The sequence below is a fragment of the Acinetobacter legionensis genome, from assembly GCF_048551735.1.
Taxonomy (GTDB): domain Bacteria; phylum Pseudomonadota; class Gammaproteobacteria; order Pseudomonadales; family Moraxellaceae; genus Acinetobacter.
The window spans coordinates 155972-174109 of the sequence record NZ_JBIMBV010000005.1 but is presented as its reverse complement, the minus strand read 5'-3'; the positions used below and the strand labels follow the sequence as shown (position 1 = coordinate 174109).

Genomic DNA, 18138 nt, shown 5'->3' with positions numbered 1-18138 from the left:
ATTTATTTTTCCATGCAATTGATTTAATTAAAAATATTTATTAGAAGAAACTATATTCTTGTGTCTAAGTTTTTTGACATGTTGACTATAGAATGAGCTTAAATTTGATTCACTCATTTAATTACCTAAATGCACAAAAATTACATCTAAATCTTGTTTAGGTACAAAGTTTTTCTCAACCATTTGGAACTGTGTCGGACTAATTTTATTGACTTTACCTTTCCAGCAAAACGATACCAACTCTCCCGGATCACGTTCAATGATCAATTTAAAATTTTCGATCGGTTTTGCCCAATTTGCCCCAGTAGTCAAAATATAACTCAGTGCATTAAAAGGCGAATGTTCCGACTGTGCTTTTTTCAAGCCTTTCTTAAAATTACTGTCCATACAAAATTGTTGATTATATTCATCTGGATATAGTGCAACCGAACCACCCACTAAAGGTTTATATTGATGTTTGACCTGTGTAATTGAATTGGCTTTAAAAGTTTGCTTCCAGCTATAAACCACTTGTGAAGACCAGTTGATGACTTCGTCTGGATTTTTAGGCAAAATACTTTTTACTTTAGGGTTTGAACAGCCTTTTAGTTTCTTTTCAAATATCCCATATTCATCAGTTTTGCGATTCCAAGGATTTAACATTTCAGTTTGTGAAAAGCCACATTGCTTAAATAACTCAGTGACATCAATTGCTTTAGACTTTTCATCTCTTTGTATAAATGTCTGCACATGCATTGTCGGTTGAACCGCTTTTCCATTAACCTGAATTTTAAAACTTTTTAATAATTCCTCAGTATGGGCAAAATCGGATTCAAAAGTATTATCAACGCGTGGTAAAGGGAATAAAACAGTTTCAGTAATATCTTGATTACTGAGGTTTTTAAATTGATAATCAACCTTAATTAATTTTTTACTAATGAATAAGTCTTCACGTTGCATTGCAATATTTTTATTTTTAAGGTACTCAATTCCCCCTGTTCCCACATAGCCCGTAGAGTCATTAGCAAAAGCAGATGTCGCTGTCAGAATCGATGTGATCAATACGATTTTTTTCATTCTATTTCATCCAAATCAGTTAATCTAAATCAGGAAATTCTATTGTTTGATAATGCACACAATAAATGGATTCATCAAAAATAATATTTGTAGCAATCTGTTTGATAATTTGTTCTTGCAAAAGAATTTCTTTTTCTAAAACTTCATTCCAATAGATTGAGTTTTCTGAAAAATTCTCATAATAATCCAGTACTTCAATCATAGCATTAAACAAAGCCACTAAATACTGGCTTTTGTTTTGATTTGATACCATCAAGAAAAACGCATCCAAAGAAATCACTTCAATGGCCTCTAATTCCTCATAATCATCGGCATATTCATCTACAGAATCATTTGATTGTCGAATTCTCTTTTGATAATCAATTAAATTTTCTTGATCAATATCATGAAACAATTGTTTTTTATCAATTTTTATTTGATAATTTTGTTCAATAGAAGATTGAAAGTTTGGTAATTTTTCATAAAAAGCAAAAATAGCTTTCACTAAACTTTTCCGCTGTTCAAGAGAAGCCTGCTCAATGGCTTGCCTCAATGCAAAACTATGCTGATCAATTACTTTTAAAATATCCATAAACTCACTGTCTCAATATTTACTTTTCAAAACCGAAACCACCTCACAGAAAAAGCAAAGTACTTTTGATCGTTAAAAATACTGCAATCCCAGATACATGCCTCAGTGACTTAGCAACCATTAAAAAGCATCATCTTGGTTTATTTTTGTTTATAGATCAATAAATACGGATCTTATTTTTGCATAGATTCTCTATTTAAAAACAATTCTATCTTTTAGTTGAATATTAACCAACTACATTTGAACTCTATTAAAATCTAGGTACAATAGTCGCCAGTCGAGGGATGCTGCGACTTTTTCACAGGCACATAAATGTGAAATCGCTAGGCTCGACGATTCGGTCAGACTTTCGTGCTGGTCAACAACGGCATCCGCGAACTGAATGATCAATATTTTTTTAATATAAAGGAGATCGTGATGAACGCGGTTAATGCTTCATTTACAGATTATAAAGTTGCAGATATTTCCCTAGCTGACTACGGTCGTAAAGAAATCAAACTAGCTGAAGCAGAAATGCCAGCATTGATGGGCTTACGTAAACGCTATTCAGCAGCAAAACCACTTGCTGGTGCAAAAATTCTTGGTTGTATTCATATGACCATTCAAACTGCTGTTTTAATTGAAACACTGGTTGAATTAGGCGCCGAAGTACGTTGGACTTCATGTAACATCTTCTCAACTCAAGACCATGCAGCAGCAGCAATTGCAGCATCTGGTGTTCCAGTATTCGCCTGGAAAGGTGAAACTGAAGAAGAATACATGTGGTGTCTTGAACAACAAATCAATGTTAATGGCACGCCTTGGGATGCCAACATGATTCTTGATGATGGTGGTGATTTAACTGCTGTTGTTCATGAAAAATACCCTGAACTTATTGCTAAAATCCACGGTATTACAGAAGAAACCACAACAGGTGTTCAACGCTTAAACGAAATGTTTCGTGATGGTACTTTAAAAGTTCCTGCAATTAACGTAAATGATTCGATCACGAAATCTAAAAATGACAATAAATATGGTTGCCGTCATTCATTAAATGACGCAATCAAACGTGGTACAGATATGTTGTTATCTGGTCGCCGTGCGCTTGTGATTGGTTATGGTGATGTCGGTAAAGGTTCTGCTCAATCACTTCGCCAAGAAGGTATGATTGTCCGTGTAACTGAAATTGATCCAATCTGTGCAATGCAAGCATGTATGGACGGTTATGAAGTTGTTTCTCCATATAAAAATGGTGTACAAACAGGTAAAAAAGAAGATATTAATCTAGACCTTCTTCAAAATACTGACTTGATCGTGACGACTACGGGTAACTTTCACGTATGTGATTCTGCAATGTTAGATACATTAAAAGCTGGTTCAGTTGTATGTAATATCGGACACTTTGATACTGAAATCGATACAAACTATTTACGTGGTTATAAGTGGGTTGAAGTTAAGCCTCAAGTACACCAAGTGTATCGTACAGAAAATGAAAATGATTATCTGATTCTTCTTTCAGAAGGTCGTTTAGTTAACCTTGGTAATGCAACTGGTCACCCTTCGCGAGTGATGGATGGTTCTTTTGCAAACCAAGTATTAGGTCAAATGCACTTATTCGCAGAAAAATTTGCTGATCTCCCAGAAGATCAAAAAGCAGCACAGATCCGTGTTGAACTGATTCCTAAGAAGTTAGATGAAGAAGTTGCTGCAGCAATGGTTGCTGGTTTTGGTGGTGTATTGACGCAATTGACTCAAGTTCAAGCAGATTACTTGGGCGTTGCAGTTGAAGGTCCATTTAAATCTGAGGCTTATAAGTACTAAGTTTTAATCCCCTCTCCCTAGCTTTCTTCCTAAGGGAGAAGCAATATTCATTTACTGATTAATGAATTAAAAGCTAAGTCCTCTCTTTTTAAGAAAGGACTTAGGAGAGGCTAAAACAAATTAAAAAAGTATGAATAAAAAAGGATTTAACCATGACCAAACGTGTTCCAATTTCGTTTGAGTTTTTCCCGACCAAAACTGATGCAGGGGCGGAAAAACTTAAGCTTGTTCATCAAGAATTACAGCTTTTAAATCCAGAGTTTTTCTCGATTACTTATGGGGCTGGTGGTTCTACTCGTGAGCGTACACTAGCCGCAATTGCTGACTTTAATGGTAAAGGCACACCTGTTGCCCCTCACCTTTCATGTATTGGTGATGATAAAGTACGTATTGCTGAATTACTCGATATCTATAAGGCTCAAGGAATTGATCGTATTGTTGCGCTTCGAGGTGACTTACCTTCTGGTCAAGTCGGCCTAGGTGAGCTTCCTTATGCGACTGATTTGGTCCGTTTTATTCGTGAATACTCAGGTGATCATTTTAAAATTGAAGTTGCAGCATATCCTGAAATGCACCCACAAGCTGACAACTTTGATGCAGACATCAAGCACTTTGCTGAAAAAGTCAAAGCAGGTGCAAATGCAGCCATCACTCAATTTTTCTTTAATCCAGATGCCTATTTCTATTTTGTAGAGCGTATCCAAAAGCAAGGAATCGATATTCCTGTTGCGCCTGGCATTATGCCAATTACCAATGCAAACAATTTAATCCGCTTTGCAGATGGTACAGGTGCAGAAATTCCACGCTGGATTCGTAAGCAACTGGCGACCTATGGTGATGATTCTGAAAGTATCAAAGCCTTTGGCCATGAAGTTGTAATCAAACTGTGTGAACGCCTTATTGCCGGAGGTGCACCAAGTTTGCATTTCTATAGCATGAATCATACTGAGCCAAACCGCCAATTGGTACTTGATCTCGGTTTAGCTTAAATCAAAATTGCATCATCCACTTGTGAGTAAAACTGCATGCCCCGCTTTTATATTGAAACTGATTTAGCTGTCGAAACTACGGTTGAACTCACTGAAACAGTATTTCATCATTGGGTCAAAGTATTGCGTGCACAAGTCGGTGAAATAGCCACCTTGTTCAATGGACAAGGTGGCGAATATGAAGTGACTTTAACAGAGGTCGCCAAAAAATCGGCCGCTGTTAAAGTCATTTCGTTTAATCCAAACAATCGTACCCCTGCTTTTACAGCGCTTCTCGGACAAGTAATGAGTAAGGGAGATCGTATGGATTATGCGATTCAAAAAGCTGTTGAATTGGGTGTATTTCAAATTCAATTACTGACGTCAGAACGCTGTGAAATGCGCTTAAAATATGATCGAGATCAAAAGAAGTTAGATCATTGGCAAGGTATAGCGATTGCAGCTTGTGAACAGTGTGGTATGAATATTGTTCCAGAGATTTTAGCGCCTATCAGCCTAAATGAGTGGATAAAAACTGAATTGCCCGAGACTAGATTTGTCCTTGCACCTGAAAAAGAGCAGACTGATGTACTCAAAGGAATTAGTCCAAATATTGCCCTTTTGATCGGCCCTGAAGGCGGTTTAAATGAAGCTGAAATTGATCAGGCAAACCAATCTGGATTTAAAAATTGGTGCATTGGTGAACGTATTTTAAGAACTGAAACTGCCCCTGTCGTTGCTTTGTCAATTTTGAATTATCAAAGATTTAAAAAGTGATGTATGTCATGTAAAATAATTGCAAATTGGATGATTTCACAGTATTTTAATCCCAAAGAAACTATTAATTAGCAAATTTTAAATAGTTGCTCCGTTAAACCTACACATTCTAAAAATAGCAGAGGTGCAAGCGCTAATGAATGATGTTCAGGAAGAGCTTCTTTCATATGATGTGAATTCTTCGAACATCAGAAAGATAACCAAAGATATCCGGATATTTTTTATTTGGGTATTTTTTACGTGCATCTGTGACGCTTTACTTTATATTTACTTATTTGATACGTCTTCAGAGCTATTAAGCAGTTGGTTTATTGTCACTGTCTTATTTGTATTATCAGCATGTTTTTTCTCCACCTATCTCTTACAGCAAAATAAAATTCAAAAATTTAAAAATATTGATCTTTTTTTTCAGTTTTCGTGTTTAATTTTAGGAAGTTTATTTGGGATTGGCGTTTATATCATCAATTTAGAATTTATGATGATGCCAAATCGGGTTGACCCATTTTTTTCATTTCTTTTATCCAGTTTTTTATTAAGTTTTTCATATGTTTTGGCAATGAATTTTCTAAACCAAAAATTTAGTTATTTTATTGCCTTATTTGTTCCCTCTGTAATCCCAATACTGACAATCCCCCTGCTTTTCCCTCAAAATACCAACGAAATCTATAGTACCATTTTCATTATTTGGTTTTCTTTACTATTCTTTAGTACTTATGCCTCACATAAAATTTATATTAATGCAGAAATATTAGAACTCAAAAATAAGTTTTTATTTAAGCAATCGCAAGAACAGCTTGGAAAATATACAGACCTTGAAATACAACTTAAAAATGAAATCTTAAAAACACAGGTCATGAAAAGTGAATTGCAACTACATAATCATTTATTAGAACAAAAAGTTAAAGAACGGACTTTTGATTTTAAACAGATGAACGACCGTTTAGAGAATCATCAGGCCAATTTAGCTTTTGCACATGAAACTGCCGGTATTCACTCTTGGGTCTGGAATATTGAAAAACGAACTTTTGAGATCTCTGACTCAAAAAGCGGTGCCGAATTTAAACAACTCAATCTAAAACACAATAGTGTAGATGAATATGTTCATCCTGATGATATTGCTAATTATAAAACAACTCTCAAGCACCATCTCAAAGGTAAAACTGAGCGTTTTGAAGCAATCTACCGAGTTAAACGAGATAATCACTGGTGTTGGATTCAAGACATTGGCAAAGTGGTTTCTAAGAATATCAATAACAAACCGCTCAGAATGGTGGGTATCCAACGTGACATTCAAAAAGAAAAGACTGACCAAGAAAAGTTAAAACTCGCAGCAAATGTTTTAGCCCAAGTGGCTGAAGGTGTTTTCATTTTAGATAATAATTTATGCTACTTAGAAGTAAACCCTTATTTTGAAAAACTCTTAGATTACAAACAACACAATATCGTTGGAAATCATCTATTTGATATTACGATCAATAATAACCCACGTACTCAGCAAATGTATAATGTGATTACCCAAAGTTTAATTCAAAAGGGAGAATTTGAATCTGAATTGCAAATTGATTTTACCTCTGGGAAAAAACTCGCACTTTGGGTACATATCAACGCAATTTATGATGAAAAAAATAAATTTTCCAATTATGTGGGCATTATTACTGACTTAACTGATCGAAAAAAACAAGAACAACGACTCTCGTATTTAGAACATTATGACATTCTCACCGATTTGCCAAATCGCTTTTATTTTAAACAACAACTGCATAATTATTTAATTCACTATTCTGATTCATTTAAAAACTTTGCGGTTTTACGCATCAACATCGACCGTTTTAAATTATTTAATGAATTTATGAGTCATAAAGAAGGTGATGAGTTATTAAAACAAGTCGCTCACAGGTTAAGATTATGTTGCCCAAATGCCTCTCTCATTGCCTATTTAAATAATGATGATTTTGCTGTGATCTATAATTTAAGTAGTAATAACATTAATATTCATCAACATACCCAACATATTTTAGATGCATTTAAACAACCTTTTGATGTTAAAGAACAAGAACAAACCATTACGATCTCAATTGGCGTTGCATTATATCCAGAGCATGGTTTACAACTCGATAGTCTCATTGGCCACGCAGAATCAGCATTACATGAAGCAAAGCGTTTAGGTGGAAATACTGTATATTTTTATTCTAATAAAAAAACACCTCTACTCAACCAAGGTATTAATTTAGAAAATGAGTTGAGAAAAGCGATTAAACACAAAGAACTAACCGTACATTATCAACCTAAAATTTGTGTTAAAACCCACCGTATTTATGGTTTCGAAGCATTAGTGCGCTGGCAACATCCAAGTTTGGGTTATATCTTGCCAGATATTTTCATTCCACTTGCTGAAGAAACTAGCCTCATTTCAGATATTGGCTTAATTGTATTACATGAAACTTGTCAACAAATACAGCAATGGCAATCGCTCGGTTTTGATCATTTTAGAGTATCGATTAATATTGTTGCTCAACAAATCTACCGTGGTCAGTTGGTTAAAGATATTGATTACGCCCTCAAAAAATATAACATTTCGGGGGATATGCTTGAATTGGAACTCACTGAATCATCTCTATTTGATAAATCTGAAGAAGTCAATTTTCTCTTACAACAATTAAAAGATCGCCATATTTCTATTTCTTTGGATGATTTTGGGACTGGTTATTCATCTTTAGCATATCTAACCAGTTACCCTTTTGATATTTTAAAAATAGATCGAGCTTTTATTTCAAAAATCGGACAAGAAAAAGATGAAGCCATCGTCAATGCGATTATTGCAATGGGCAATGCAATTGGTATTACCTTGGTGGCTGAAGGTGTTGAAACAAAAGAACAAGCGTTATTTTTAGAAAAACATGGTTGTTACATTTTACAAGGCTTTTATTTTTCTAAAGCATTGTCATCGGCAGACAGCACAAAATATTTGGAACAGCATAAACTTATAAAGATTTGTTAATTTTTTTAGACTTTATATCTATTACTTTGTTTGAAATAACTATTTTTTGACTGTCGGTATCGCTCAACAAATGTTATATTCGATTAAATTAAGTCAAACCACCAGCCTCGCTGGAACATGTAATAATCGAGATTCAGATGGATGATCAATCTTTAAAACAGCAAGCCCTTTACTATCACGAATTTCCAACACCAGGAAAAATTAGCGTTACACCAAGTAAGCAACTCGTCAATCAACATGACCTTGCGCTTGCTTACTCGCCAGGTGTAGCAGCGCCTTGTTTAGAAATTGAAAAAGACCCTTCAAAAGCAGCCCTTTATACTGCTCGTGGTAACTTGGTTGCAGTGGTCAGTAATGGTACAGCCGTTTTAGGTCTAGGTAATATTGGTCCATTAGCATCTAAGCCTGTAATGGAAGGTAAAGGCGTATTATTTAAAAAGTTTGCTGGTGTAGACGTTTTTGATATTGAAATTGCTGAAAATGATCCAGATAAAATTGTTGATATCGTTGCAGCTTTAGAACCTACTTTTGGTGGTATTAACCTCGAAGATATTAAAGCACCAGAATGTTTTTATATTGAGCAAAAACTTCGTGAACGCATGAAGATCCCTGTGTTTCATGATGACCAACACGGTACCTCAATTATTGTAGGCTCAGCTCTTCTCAATGCTTTACAATTAAATGGCAAAAAAATTGATGAAATCAAGATTGTTGCTTCGGGTGCAGGTGCTGCAGCGCTTTCTTGTTTAGACTTGCTGTGTGCAATTGGCGCTAAAAAAGAAAATATCGTGGTTGCTGACTCACGTGGTTTATTGACCACTAAACGTGAAGGCTTGGATGAGTCTAAAAAACGTTATGTACAAGATATTGAAGGAACTCAACTTGCAGATGTCATTGCGGGTGCAGATATGTTCCTTGGTCTTTCTGCGGCAGGTATTTTAACCAAAGAAATGGTTAAAGTGATGGCAGTTGATCCAATCATCTTTGCGCTGGCAAACCCAGATCCAGAGATTTTACCTGAACATGCACATGAAGTACGCCCAGACGTGATTATGGCAACTGGTCGTTCAGATTATCCGAACCAAGTAAACAATGCACTTTGCTTCCCTTATATCTTCCGTGGCGCCTTAGATGTTGGTGCTACGACGATTAATGAAGAAATGAAAATTGCCTGTGTACATGCGATTGCTCGTATGGCACATGTTGAAGCTGATGCTGCATCATATGGGGAAAAATCTGCATCATTTGGTCGTGATTACTTAATTCCGCGTCCTCTTGATCAACGCTTAATTCTTGAAATTGCCCCTGCTGTTGCACAAGCTGCAATGGATTCAGGTGTTGCAAGTCGCCCAATTGCGGATTTCTCTGCTTATCGTCAACGTCTATCTGAATTTGTTTATAATTCAGCATTGATGATGAAACCAATTTTTGCACAAGCGAAAACAGCGCCTAAACGTATTGCATATGCTGAAGGTGAAGATCTTCGTGTATTACGTGCGATCCAAATCGCAGTAGATGAAGGTTTAGCACAACCTATTTTGGTCGGTCGTACTGCAGTCATTGAAGCAAATATCAAAAAATTAGGTTTGCGTCTTGAGCACGGCGTAAATATTACCATCGTGGATCAAGAAAAGAATCCTGATTACGATAAGTTTGCAGATGACTATTACAACTTGATGCAACGTAAAGGTGTAACGCCTGAGTATGCACAACGTGAAACACGTCGTCGTTCTACCCTGATCGCAGCTATGTTGGTTCGTCACGGTCTTGCCGATGGTATGCTATGTGGTACTTATGCAAGTTATGATATTCATTTAGACTTTGTTAGAAATGTGATTGGTTTAAAAGAAGGTCGTAACAACTTCTTTACGCTTAATGCATTAATGCTTGAAGATCGTAATATCTTTATGGCAGACACTTATGTAAATACCAATCCTACTGCTGAACAGCTTGCTGAAATGACTATTTTAGCTGCTGAAGAAGTTCGTCGTTTCGGGATGACGCCAAAAGTTGCATTACTTTCGCACTCTAGCTTTGGTTCAGATCAAAATGATCCAAGTGCACAAAAAATGCGTAAAGTATTTGAAATCTTGACTGAAATCGCACCTGAATTAGAAGTAGATGGCGAAATGCACGCAGATGCTGCACTTGATGAAAATATTCGTCATTTTGCATTTCCAAATTCACGCTTCAAAGGTTCAGCGAATTTGTTGATTATGCCAAATCTTGATGCGGCAAATATTTCATTCAACTTATTAAAATCAACTTCAGGCAACAATGTGACCATTGGTCCTATCTTGCTTGGTGCTGCTAAACCTGTTCATATTTTAACACCTACGGCGACAACACGTCGTTTGGTTAATATGACAGCTTTAACCGTTGCTGAGATTCAACAAGCTGAAGGCTAAGCCTTATTGTCAATTTAACATCAATAGCTCAGAACTTTAGTCAATCACTCAAGTTCTGTACTTGAGAAAACCTCTATTCTGTTGCATGATGGCAGTAAGAATAGAGGTTTTTTCATGCAAGTTTATTTAGTAGGCGGTGCCGTTAGAGATCATTTACTCGGTCACCCCTATCACGAAAAGGATTATGTTGTTGTTGGCGCTACGCCAGAACAACTTCTTGCCCAAGGTTATCAACCCGTTGGGAAAGATTTCCCTGTGTTTTTACATCCTAAAACAAAAGAAGAATACGCCCTCGCCCGTACTGAACGTAAATCGGGACATGGTTATCATGGATTTGAGTTTTATACCGATCCAGATGTCACATTGGAAGAGGATTTAATTCGTCGTGACTTAACCATAAATGCTATGGCGATGGATGAGGCAGGTCAAGTGTATGATCCTTATCATGGTCAAGATGATTTAGCACATAAAATCTTACGCCACGTTTCAGACGCTTTTGCAGAAGATCCTTTACGTGTACTACGTGTGGCTCGTTTTGCTGCTCGTTATGCACAATATGGTTTTCGTATTGCCGATGAAACCCTTACATTGATGCGCAAACTGGTTGAATCTGGCGAATTAGAAGCACTGACACCTGAACGCGTATGGAAAGAAACCTCTCGTGCTTTAATGGAACAGCATGCAGATGTTTACTTTGAAGTCTTACGTGAATGTGGTGCATTAAAAGTGCTCTTTCCTGAAATAGACGCCCTGTTTGGCGTTCCACAACGACCTGAATATCATCCTGAGATTGATTGTGGTATTCATACACTGATGTCTTTACAGCAAGCATGTAAAGCCAATTACTCTTTAGATGTGCGTTTTGCTGTACTAGTACATGATTTAGGTAAAGCTTTAACCCCAAAAGATGAATTACCTCGTCATATCATGCATGAAGAACGCGGGATTCAGCCTGTCACAGATGTATGTGATCGTTTACGAGTGCCTACTCAAACGAAACAGCTTGCTCTAGCAGTATGTAAAGAACACTTAAAATGCCATCAGGCTTTTAGCTTAAAAGCAGGCACTTTATGGCGTTTGTTACAGCGTTTAGATGTGTTGCGTCGCCCTGAACGCGTTGAAGCTTTTGCACAAGCTTGTGAATGTGATGCTAAAGGCCGTTTAGGCTTAGAAAATCGCGAATACCCCCAAGCACATTACCTATTAGATGCAATGAAAACCGTACGGACGATTAAAGCATCGGATTTGCCCTCGGATATTCAAGGTCCTGATATTGGTGAAATGTTAATTCAAAAACGTATTGAAGCGATTGCTCATTTAAAGCATGAGTTAGGTCATCATCATCATACGGTTTAAAAAAATGCCTCTCAGTAATGAGAGGCGTTTTATACATAGTTTTTTCTATTAAATAATATCCAAGCATTCGTTAACCATAGCATTCATAAATACCAGCAGCCTATAGTCCAAAACAACTTTATATCAAGACACATCCGCAGGAAATGTAATCACCCTTTCCAACTTCATTTGGTTCATCACCACCATTAACAAACGATCAACTCCCAAAGCAATACCCGCACATTCCGACATATTCGGTAAAGCAGCGAGCAAATACTCATCGATTGGCATCACATATAAGCCCAGCTTTTCACGCTCTGCATTATCTGCTTGAAAACGACTACGCAAAACCTCAGCATCAATTAACTCATCATAGGCATTGGCAAGTTCTAACCCTTCAATATAGAGCTCAAAACGTGCAGCAACTAACTCACCGTCCTCATCCAGTTTGGTCTTTGCCAACGAGGCCAATTCTGGTGGGAAATCAGTTAAAAATACCGGCGTATCAAAACCTAAACTTGGCTCAACCATATGAGAAAATAACAAATCAATATAGGCTAAACGATCATCACCCAAATCAAGATTGAGCCCCACACGCTGTGCTGCATCTTTTAATTGTTGCAATGTTGCTTGCAGTGGATTCAAGTCCAAACGATCGATAAATGCATGTTTATAACTGAGTACGGTTGGTCGAACTTCACCAAAACGTTCAGCCAAAACCACATTTAATAAATCAGTGACTTCTAGCATCAAATCTTTCAAGCTGAATTGCGGACGATACCATTCCAACATGGTAAATTCACTATTGTGCTTACGCCCATGTTCATCATCTCGAAAAACTTTACAAATTTGATAAATCGCACCACTGCCACTCGCCAATAAACGCTTCATGGCAAACTCTGGTGAAGTTTGTAAATAATGCGTTTGTTTTTTGCCATGTACATGACGCTGAGCCTGTACAGAAGCCAGATGGACATCAGTTACACCCGCTTGAGACAAGATCGGAGTTTCAACCTCTAAAACATCACGCTCAATAAAAAATTGGCGAATTTGTCTATAGAGTTTTGCTCGTGCTTTAAGCGCCTGAATATCACATGTTGGTTTAAAATCTATGCTCATGCTTTTGGCCCTCCATGAGCAGCCCATTCACGGCGCAAAGGATAAGTTTTACGAAGGTAATCAAAGGCTTTTTGATCCACCTTGCCGTCCTTTAAGCAATCTCTTAAATTTTCATCATCTCGCTGAATATTGTAAATTTCAGCTAAGTATTTTTTTAACGTTTGTTTAATGTTATTGCCATAAAAATATTGTTCGCATGCTGGTAATTGTGATTCAAATTTCTTATGTGCGGTATAGGCAAATGTTTTACAAAATGCGTCATAAATCATCTGAGTACCACGTGCTTTACCTTCCAGACTGTAACCCGCAATATGTGGCGTCACGATTGTAATTAAATCCAGTAGACGTTGTGAAATCTCAGGCTCATGTTCAAAAACATCCAACACCACTTTACGACGTGTTTTTAAGATATCTGCCATTAATGCTGCTTCTTCAACAACAGCACCACGCGCTGAATTAATTAAAATGGTTTCTGGCTGCATTAGCGCCAATGCATTAGCATTGATTAAATGATGTGTTGCAAACGGCCCTGTTTGGGTTAAAGGCACATGTATGCTGATCGCATCGGCTTTCTTTAATAAAGCGTCAAATTCAACTTGCTGAACATTTTCTCGTTGTACCAAGGGATCATAGCCAATTACATTCCAGCCCAACAACTGAGCCATATATGCTAATCGTGTTCCCACATTGCCTAGACCAATAATGCCTAAAGTAAACTTTTTCCCTAAATCTAGAAAATCCTGATTGAGATGCAATAAAGCTGTAATCACATATTCTGCAACGGCTTGTGCATTGCAACCTGCTGCATTTGACCATGCAATTTGATGCTTTTCTAATGCTGGAATATCTAGATGATCTGTACCTATGGTTGCACTACCGACAAATTTTAGTGCTGTATCTTGGACCAACTGTTCATTGACTTTTGTTATAGAGCGTACCAATAACGCATCTGCATCATTCACATCATGATGAGTCAAATTGCGTCCTGCTGCTTGATGAATGGTTCCGAATTCTGAAAAGAAATATTCAGTAAATGCTAGATTTTCATCTGCAACAATTTTCATAGCGTCATCCACAAGTTTAACTGCCGCTATGATAAACCTTTGAACCATTTAAGACTATGCAGTTCACACATCAAATCTTTTAAATATGGCATAAAAAAACCCGCAAGATGACTTACGGGTTTTTAATTCTGAATATTTGTTTAGAACAAACGATTCATACCATTCAATGTTGCAACACGATAGGCTTCTGCCATTGTTGGATAGTTAAATGTCGTTTCAACAAAATACTTAATGGTATTGTTTCCACTTTGCATCACCGCTTGTCCAATATGGATAATTTCGGCCGCATTATTGCCGAAACAATGCACACCTAATAATTCTAAGGTGTCACGATGGAATAACAGTTTAAGCTCGCCGACTGTATCCCCGGTAATTTGCGCACGTGCCAAATGACGGAATGATGCTTGTCCAACCTCATATGGAATTTTTTCAGCAGTTAACTGGCTTTCAGTTTTACCAAAGAATGAAATTTCAGGAATAGTGTAAATCCCCGTTGGAATATCTTTCACTGGTTTAACATTTTCTTCGCCACTCATATTTGAACCAGCGCAACGACCTTGGTCATATGCTGCAGAAGCAAGTGATGGCCAGCCTACAACATCGCCTGCCGCATAGATATTTTCAACTTCGGTTTGATATTGGTCATTTACCGCAAGTTGACCACGGCTATTTGGTGTAATACCTACATTTTCAAGACCTAAACCATCTGTATTTCCTGAGCGACCATTACACCAAAGAATGGCATCAGCTTTAATTTTTTTACCGCTTTGCAAATACAATACCACATGATCATCAAATGTTTCTAAATGATCAATTTGCTCATTGTGACGCATCAACACGCCTTGTTCACGTAAGTGATAAGACAATGCATCAGCAATTTCATCATCAAGATAACTGAGCAACTGATGCTGTGTATTGATCAAGTCAACTTTATGGTCTAAACCAATAAAGATAGATGCATATTCACAACCAATTACACCCGCACCATAAATAATAATTTTATGAATTGGATAATCTAAATCTAAAATTTTATCTGAATCAAATACACGCGGATGATTAAAGTCTAAACCTTGTGGGTGATAAGGACGGCTACCTGTGGCAACCACAAGCTGTTTGAAAACTAAAGTTTCTTTAACACCATCTTCGCTAAAAATAATCACCGTGTTTTTATCTTGGATATATGCGCGACCGTGAAATACATCGATGTGGTTACGGTCATAAAAACGTGAATGTGTATCAACTTGCTGTTGAATCACTTTATGCGCATTACGTAAAACTTGCTTCATAGTGAATTGTTTCCAATCCCCTACTTTTTTAAACATTGGATCACGTTGGTAACGGATAATACTTGAAACTGTCTGACGTAAAGCCTTACTTGGGATGGTGCCGACATGGGTACAGTTCCCACCAAGCTGCTCACGAATATCTACAATTGCAACACGCTTACCCGATTTAGCAAGCTTCATTGCCGCGCCTTCACCAGCAGGACCAGAGCCAAGTACGACCGCATCGTATTTCACAAATTTCCCACTAACGACTTCTTTCTTACGTGGCATTCAAAGCTCCTTATAGTAAATTCAGTCTATATCTTGTCTTATGCGATATTATGACCTAAACCAAAACAATTTTCTGTATTTCGCATGCATATATTCTGTGATAACGACATTTAGTATATGAATAGTGTTTTTGCCCTATCTTTTTGCATTTCCGCTATAATGAGCATAATCTCCCCCGTAGAAAACAGTGGAAAAGTTGAATATGTCAGAGAACCGTAAACCAGAACAGGGTGTCAAATTACGTGGCGCGGAAAAAGTTGCTCGTATACCTGTAAAAGTTATTCCGACGGTTGAAGCACCACGAAAGCCGGATTGGATTCGTGTCAAAATGGCTGCGCCTGATGAAGTTCAACGAATCAAAACCACTTTACGTGCACAAAAACTACATACTGTGTGTGAAGAGGCGGCTTGTCCTAACCTTCCAGAATGTTTTGGTGGTGGTACTGCAACTTTTATGATCATGGGTGATATTTGTACCCGTCGCTGCCCGTTCTGCGATGTTGCACATGGTCGTCCAAATGCACTTGATCCAGATGAACCTCGTCATATGGCAGAAACCATCGCCAATCTCGGTTTAAAGTATGCAGTGATTACCTCTGTAGACCGTGATGATCTTTTAGATGGTGGTGCGCAACATTTCGTTGATTGTATTCAAGAAGCACGTCAACTCAGTCCAAAAACACTATTAGAAATATTGGTTCCAGATTTCCGTGGTCGTATGGATATTGCACTGCGTATCATGACTGAATGTCCACCAGATGTATTTAACCATAACATTGAAACAGTACCTCGTCTCTACAAAGCGATGCGTCCAGGCTCAGACTATCAACATTCTTTAAACTTGTTAAAAATGTTTAAAGAGTACTGCCCTGACGTGCCAACAAAATGTGGTTTGATGGTAGGTATTGGTGAAACCGAAGAAGAAGTGATTGCCCTGTTAGATGATCTACATGCACACGGTGTTGATTATGTGACAATCGGTCAATACTTGCAGCCTTCTAAAGAACATGCACCAATCGACCGTTTTGTCACACCAGAAGAATTTGAACGTTATACTGCACATGGTCACAAGCTTGGTTTCAGAAATATCTGGGCTGCACCAATGGTTCGTTCTAGCTATTTTGCAGATCGTCAATATTATGGTGAACCTGTTCCAGTGGTACGCCGTAAAGTTGATCCAGCGAAAAAAATTGCGGTACAAGCCATCGAAGCTTAAGTCATTGTTCAAAAAATTTAAGCGTCCAAAAAGCACTCTATATTGAGTGCTTTTTTACAGATATTTTTGATTTTTAACGACACTTCCCTGTAGTTTTACCTTCAACACTACTCATACTGCTTTGTAGTTTCGTCAGTGTGGAACATTGTAAATTTCCTGTAATCATTGATTTATTTAAGCTCAATGTTGATGAAACCTGACCTGCAAGCACATCCCCCTCAACAGAAGAATTAACCAACTTTAATACTTTGGCTGTATTGGCTTGCACATTTCCACTCACTGAAGAGTTGTTTAAAATCAAACTTCCACCATTGAGTACATTCACGTTCCCTTCAACGGATGTACTATTTAACGTACATGTTGCACCTGCTGGAACAGTTAAGTTTGCCACAGCATTATTGCTGATTGTACTTGAACAATTTGCAGCAAATCCAAGTGGAGCTACGCCTAAACCACATGCGATTGTGATGAGCCTTAAGAAACGCTTTTTCATTGACATTATCCTTTTGTATTATGAATTTAGAATAAACTTATTGTTGGATGATTTTAAAATATACAGTCAGAAAGTTTAATGACAAATATGTTGATTTCTTTTAACTGGGAATCATAAATATAAAAATGGATGATACTTTAGCTTATTTGCCTCATTTTACTGTTATTGCAGATTTCGGTCGCCAAAACCGAACCCTACACAAAATATATTTGGGATATTGATGATTAATATAATTTTACATTTTTTTAACGGCACTGCTTCAACTTGACCTTAACATAGAGATTTTAGTCTTAGTAAAAAACATGATGAAAAAATTAATTTTAGCTGTTTCGGCAACCCTATTTTCTGGGATTTGTTTTGCCCAAAACCCATTAAGCGTACATGTATTAAATCTTGAAAATGGCTTACCTTCAAGCAATGTTAAAGTCATTCTTGAAGCGCAACAAAAAGATAAATGGGTAAAAATTAATGAAGGAAGCACAGACAGTAATGGGCGAATTTTATCATTGTACCCTGAAAATAAAGCATTAGATAAGGGTGTATATAAGGTTACTTTTCAAACAGGCGAGTGGTTTAAACAGAACAACCAACGTGCTTTTTTTCCAGAAGTTCCTGTGGTATTTGTGATTGATGGAAGCCTTGAACATTATCATATTCCACTGCTGATTAGCCCCTATGGATATTCAACATATCGTGGTAATTGATTGATCATATCAAGTTAAATTTTAGGCGTAAAAAAACCGATGTTTTTTTAACATCGGTTTTTCTTGGTACACA

At 37.2% G+C, this 18138-nt stretch carries 14 protein-coding genes; 8 read left to right on the top strand and 6 right to left on the bottom strand.

The genetic code is table 11. From position 1 onward, the window contains the following. Positions 1-117 precede the first annotated feature (117 nt). Positions 118-1056: a DUF4424 family protein gene (locus ACG9ZL_RS06505; protein WP_336951697.1), complete on the bottom strand. Its 939-nt coding sequence runs from the start codon at positions 1054-1056 to the stop codon at positions 118-120. Between the two features lie 19 nt (positions 1057-1075). Next, complete coding sequence (locus tag ACG9ZL_RS06500) at positions 1076-1627, bottom strand: hypothetical protein (RefSeq protein ID WP_419327189.1); 552 nt, start codon at positions 1625-1627, stop codon at positions 1076-1078. A gap of 417 nt (positions 1628-2044) precedes the next feature. Between ACG9ZL_RS06500 and ahcY the strand changes: the two genes are divergently transcribed. From ahcY to ACG9ZL_RS06470, 6 genes are all read left to right on the top strand, one after another. After that, a complete protein-coding gene (ahcY, locus tag ACG9ZL_RS06495; RefSeq protein WP_419359473.1) occupies positions 2045-3427 on the top strand; it encodes an adenosylhomocysteinase in 1383 nt (460 codons plus the stop codon). A gap of 152 nt (positions 3428-3579) precedes the next feature. After that, positions 3580-4416 (top strand): methylenetetrahydrofolate reductase [NAD(P)H], encoded by an 837-nt coding sequence (gene metF / locus ACG9ZL_RS06490; protein WP_336951701.1) that lies wholly within the window; start codon positions 3580-3582, stop codon positions 4414-4416. 36 nt (positions 4417-4452) lie between these two features. Further along, positions 4453-5172, top strand: coding sequence for a 16S rRNA (uracil(1498)-N(3))-methyltransferase (locus ACG9ZL_RS06485; protein WP_419359470.1), 720 nt, complete (start codon positions 4453-4455; stop codon positions 5170-5172). A 136-nt stretch (positions 5173-5308) separates the two neighbouring features. Beyond that, positions 5309-8170: a sensor domain-containing protein gene (locus ACG9ZL_RS06480; RefSeq protein ID WP_336951704.1), complete on the top strand. Its 2862-nt coding sequence runs from the start codon at positions 5309-5311 to the stop codon at positions 8168-8170. Between the two features lie 137 nt (positions 8171-8307). Then, entirely contained in the window at positions 8308-10578 is a 2271-nt protein-coding gene (locus ACG9ZL_RS06475) for an NADP-dependent malic enzyme (protein WP_336951706.1), read from the top strand. Positions 10579-10692: 114 nt separating this feature from the next. Next, positions 10693-11934 carry a multifunctional CCA addition/repair protein gene (locus tag ACG9ZL_RS06470; protein ID WP_419327185.1) on the top strand — a complete coding sequence of 414 codons (1242 nt, stop codon included), beginning with the start codon at positions 10693-10695 and terminating at the stop codon, positions 11932-11934. Positions 11935-12057: 123 nt separating this feature from the next. Here ACG9ZL_RS06470 and epmA read toward each other — a convergent pair whose 3' ends face one another. The 3 genes from epmA to sthA form a co-directional block, all read right to left on the bottom strand. Then, a complete protein-coding gene (epmA, locus tag ACG9ZL_RS06465) occupies positions 12058-13032 on the bottom strand; it encodes an EF-P lysine aminoacylase EpmA (RefSeq protein ID WP_419359468.1) in 975 nt (324 codons plus the stop codon). Continuing rightward, a complete protein-coding gene (locus tag ACG9ZL_RS06460) occupies positions 13029-14096 on the bottom strand; it encodes a 4-phosphoerythronate dehydrogenase (RefSeq protein WP_419359466.1) in 1068 nt (355 codons plus the stop codon). The genes epmA and ACG9ZL_RS06460 overlap by 4 nt, the downstream gene beginning before the upstream one ends. A gap of 140 nt (positions 14097-14236) precedes the next feature. Further along, positions 14237-15652 carry a Si-specific NAD(P)(+) transhydrogenase gene (sthA, locus tag ACG9ZL_RS06455; protein ID WP_004717049.1) on the bottom strand — a complete coding sequence of 472 codons (1416 nt, stop codon included), beginning with the start codon at positions 15650-15652 and terminating at the stop codon, positions 14237-14239. A gap of 202 nt (positions 15653-15854) precedes the next feature. Between sthA and lipA the strand changes: the two genes are divergently transcribed. Beyond that, positions 15855-16868 carry a lipoyl synthase gene (gene lipA, locus ACG9ZL_RS06450; RefSeq protein ID WP_004717052.1) on the top strand — a complete coding sequence of 338 codons (1014 nt, stop codon included), beginning with the start codon at positions 15855-15857 and terminating at the stop codon, positions 16866-16868. Positions 16869-16941: 73 nt separating this feature from the next. On the opposite strand, the gene ACG9ZL_RS06445 is transcribed toward lipA, so the two are convergent. After that, positions 16942-17361: a hypothetical protein gene (locus tag ACG9ZL_RS06445; RefSeq protein ID WP_419359465.1), complete on the bottom strand. Its 420-nt coding sequence runs from the start codon at positions 17359-17361 to the stop codon at positions 16942-16944. A 302-nt stretch (positions 17362-17663) separates the two neighbouring features. Between ACG9ZL_RS06445 and uraH the strand changes: the two genes are divergently transcribed. Continuing rightward, positions 17664-18065: a hydroxyisourate hydrolase gene (gene uraH, locus ACG9ZL_RS06440; RefSeq protein WP_419327183.1), complete on the top strand. Its 402-nt coding sequence runs from the start codon at positions 17664-17666 to the stop codon at positions 18063-18065. The last annotated feature ends 73 nt before the right edge of the window (positions 18066-18138 follow it).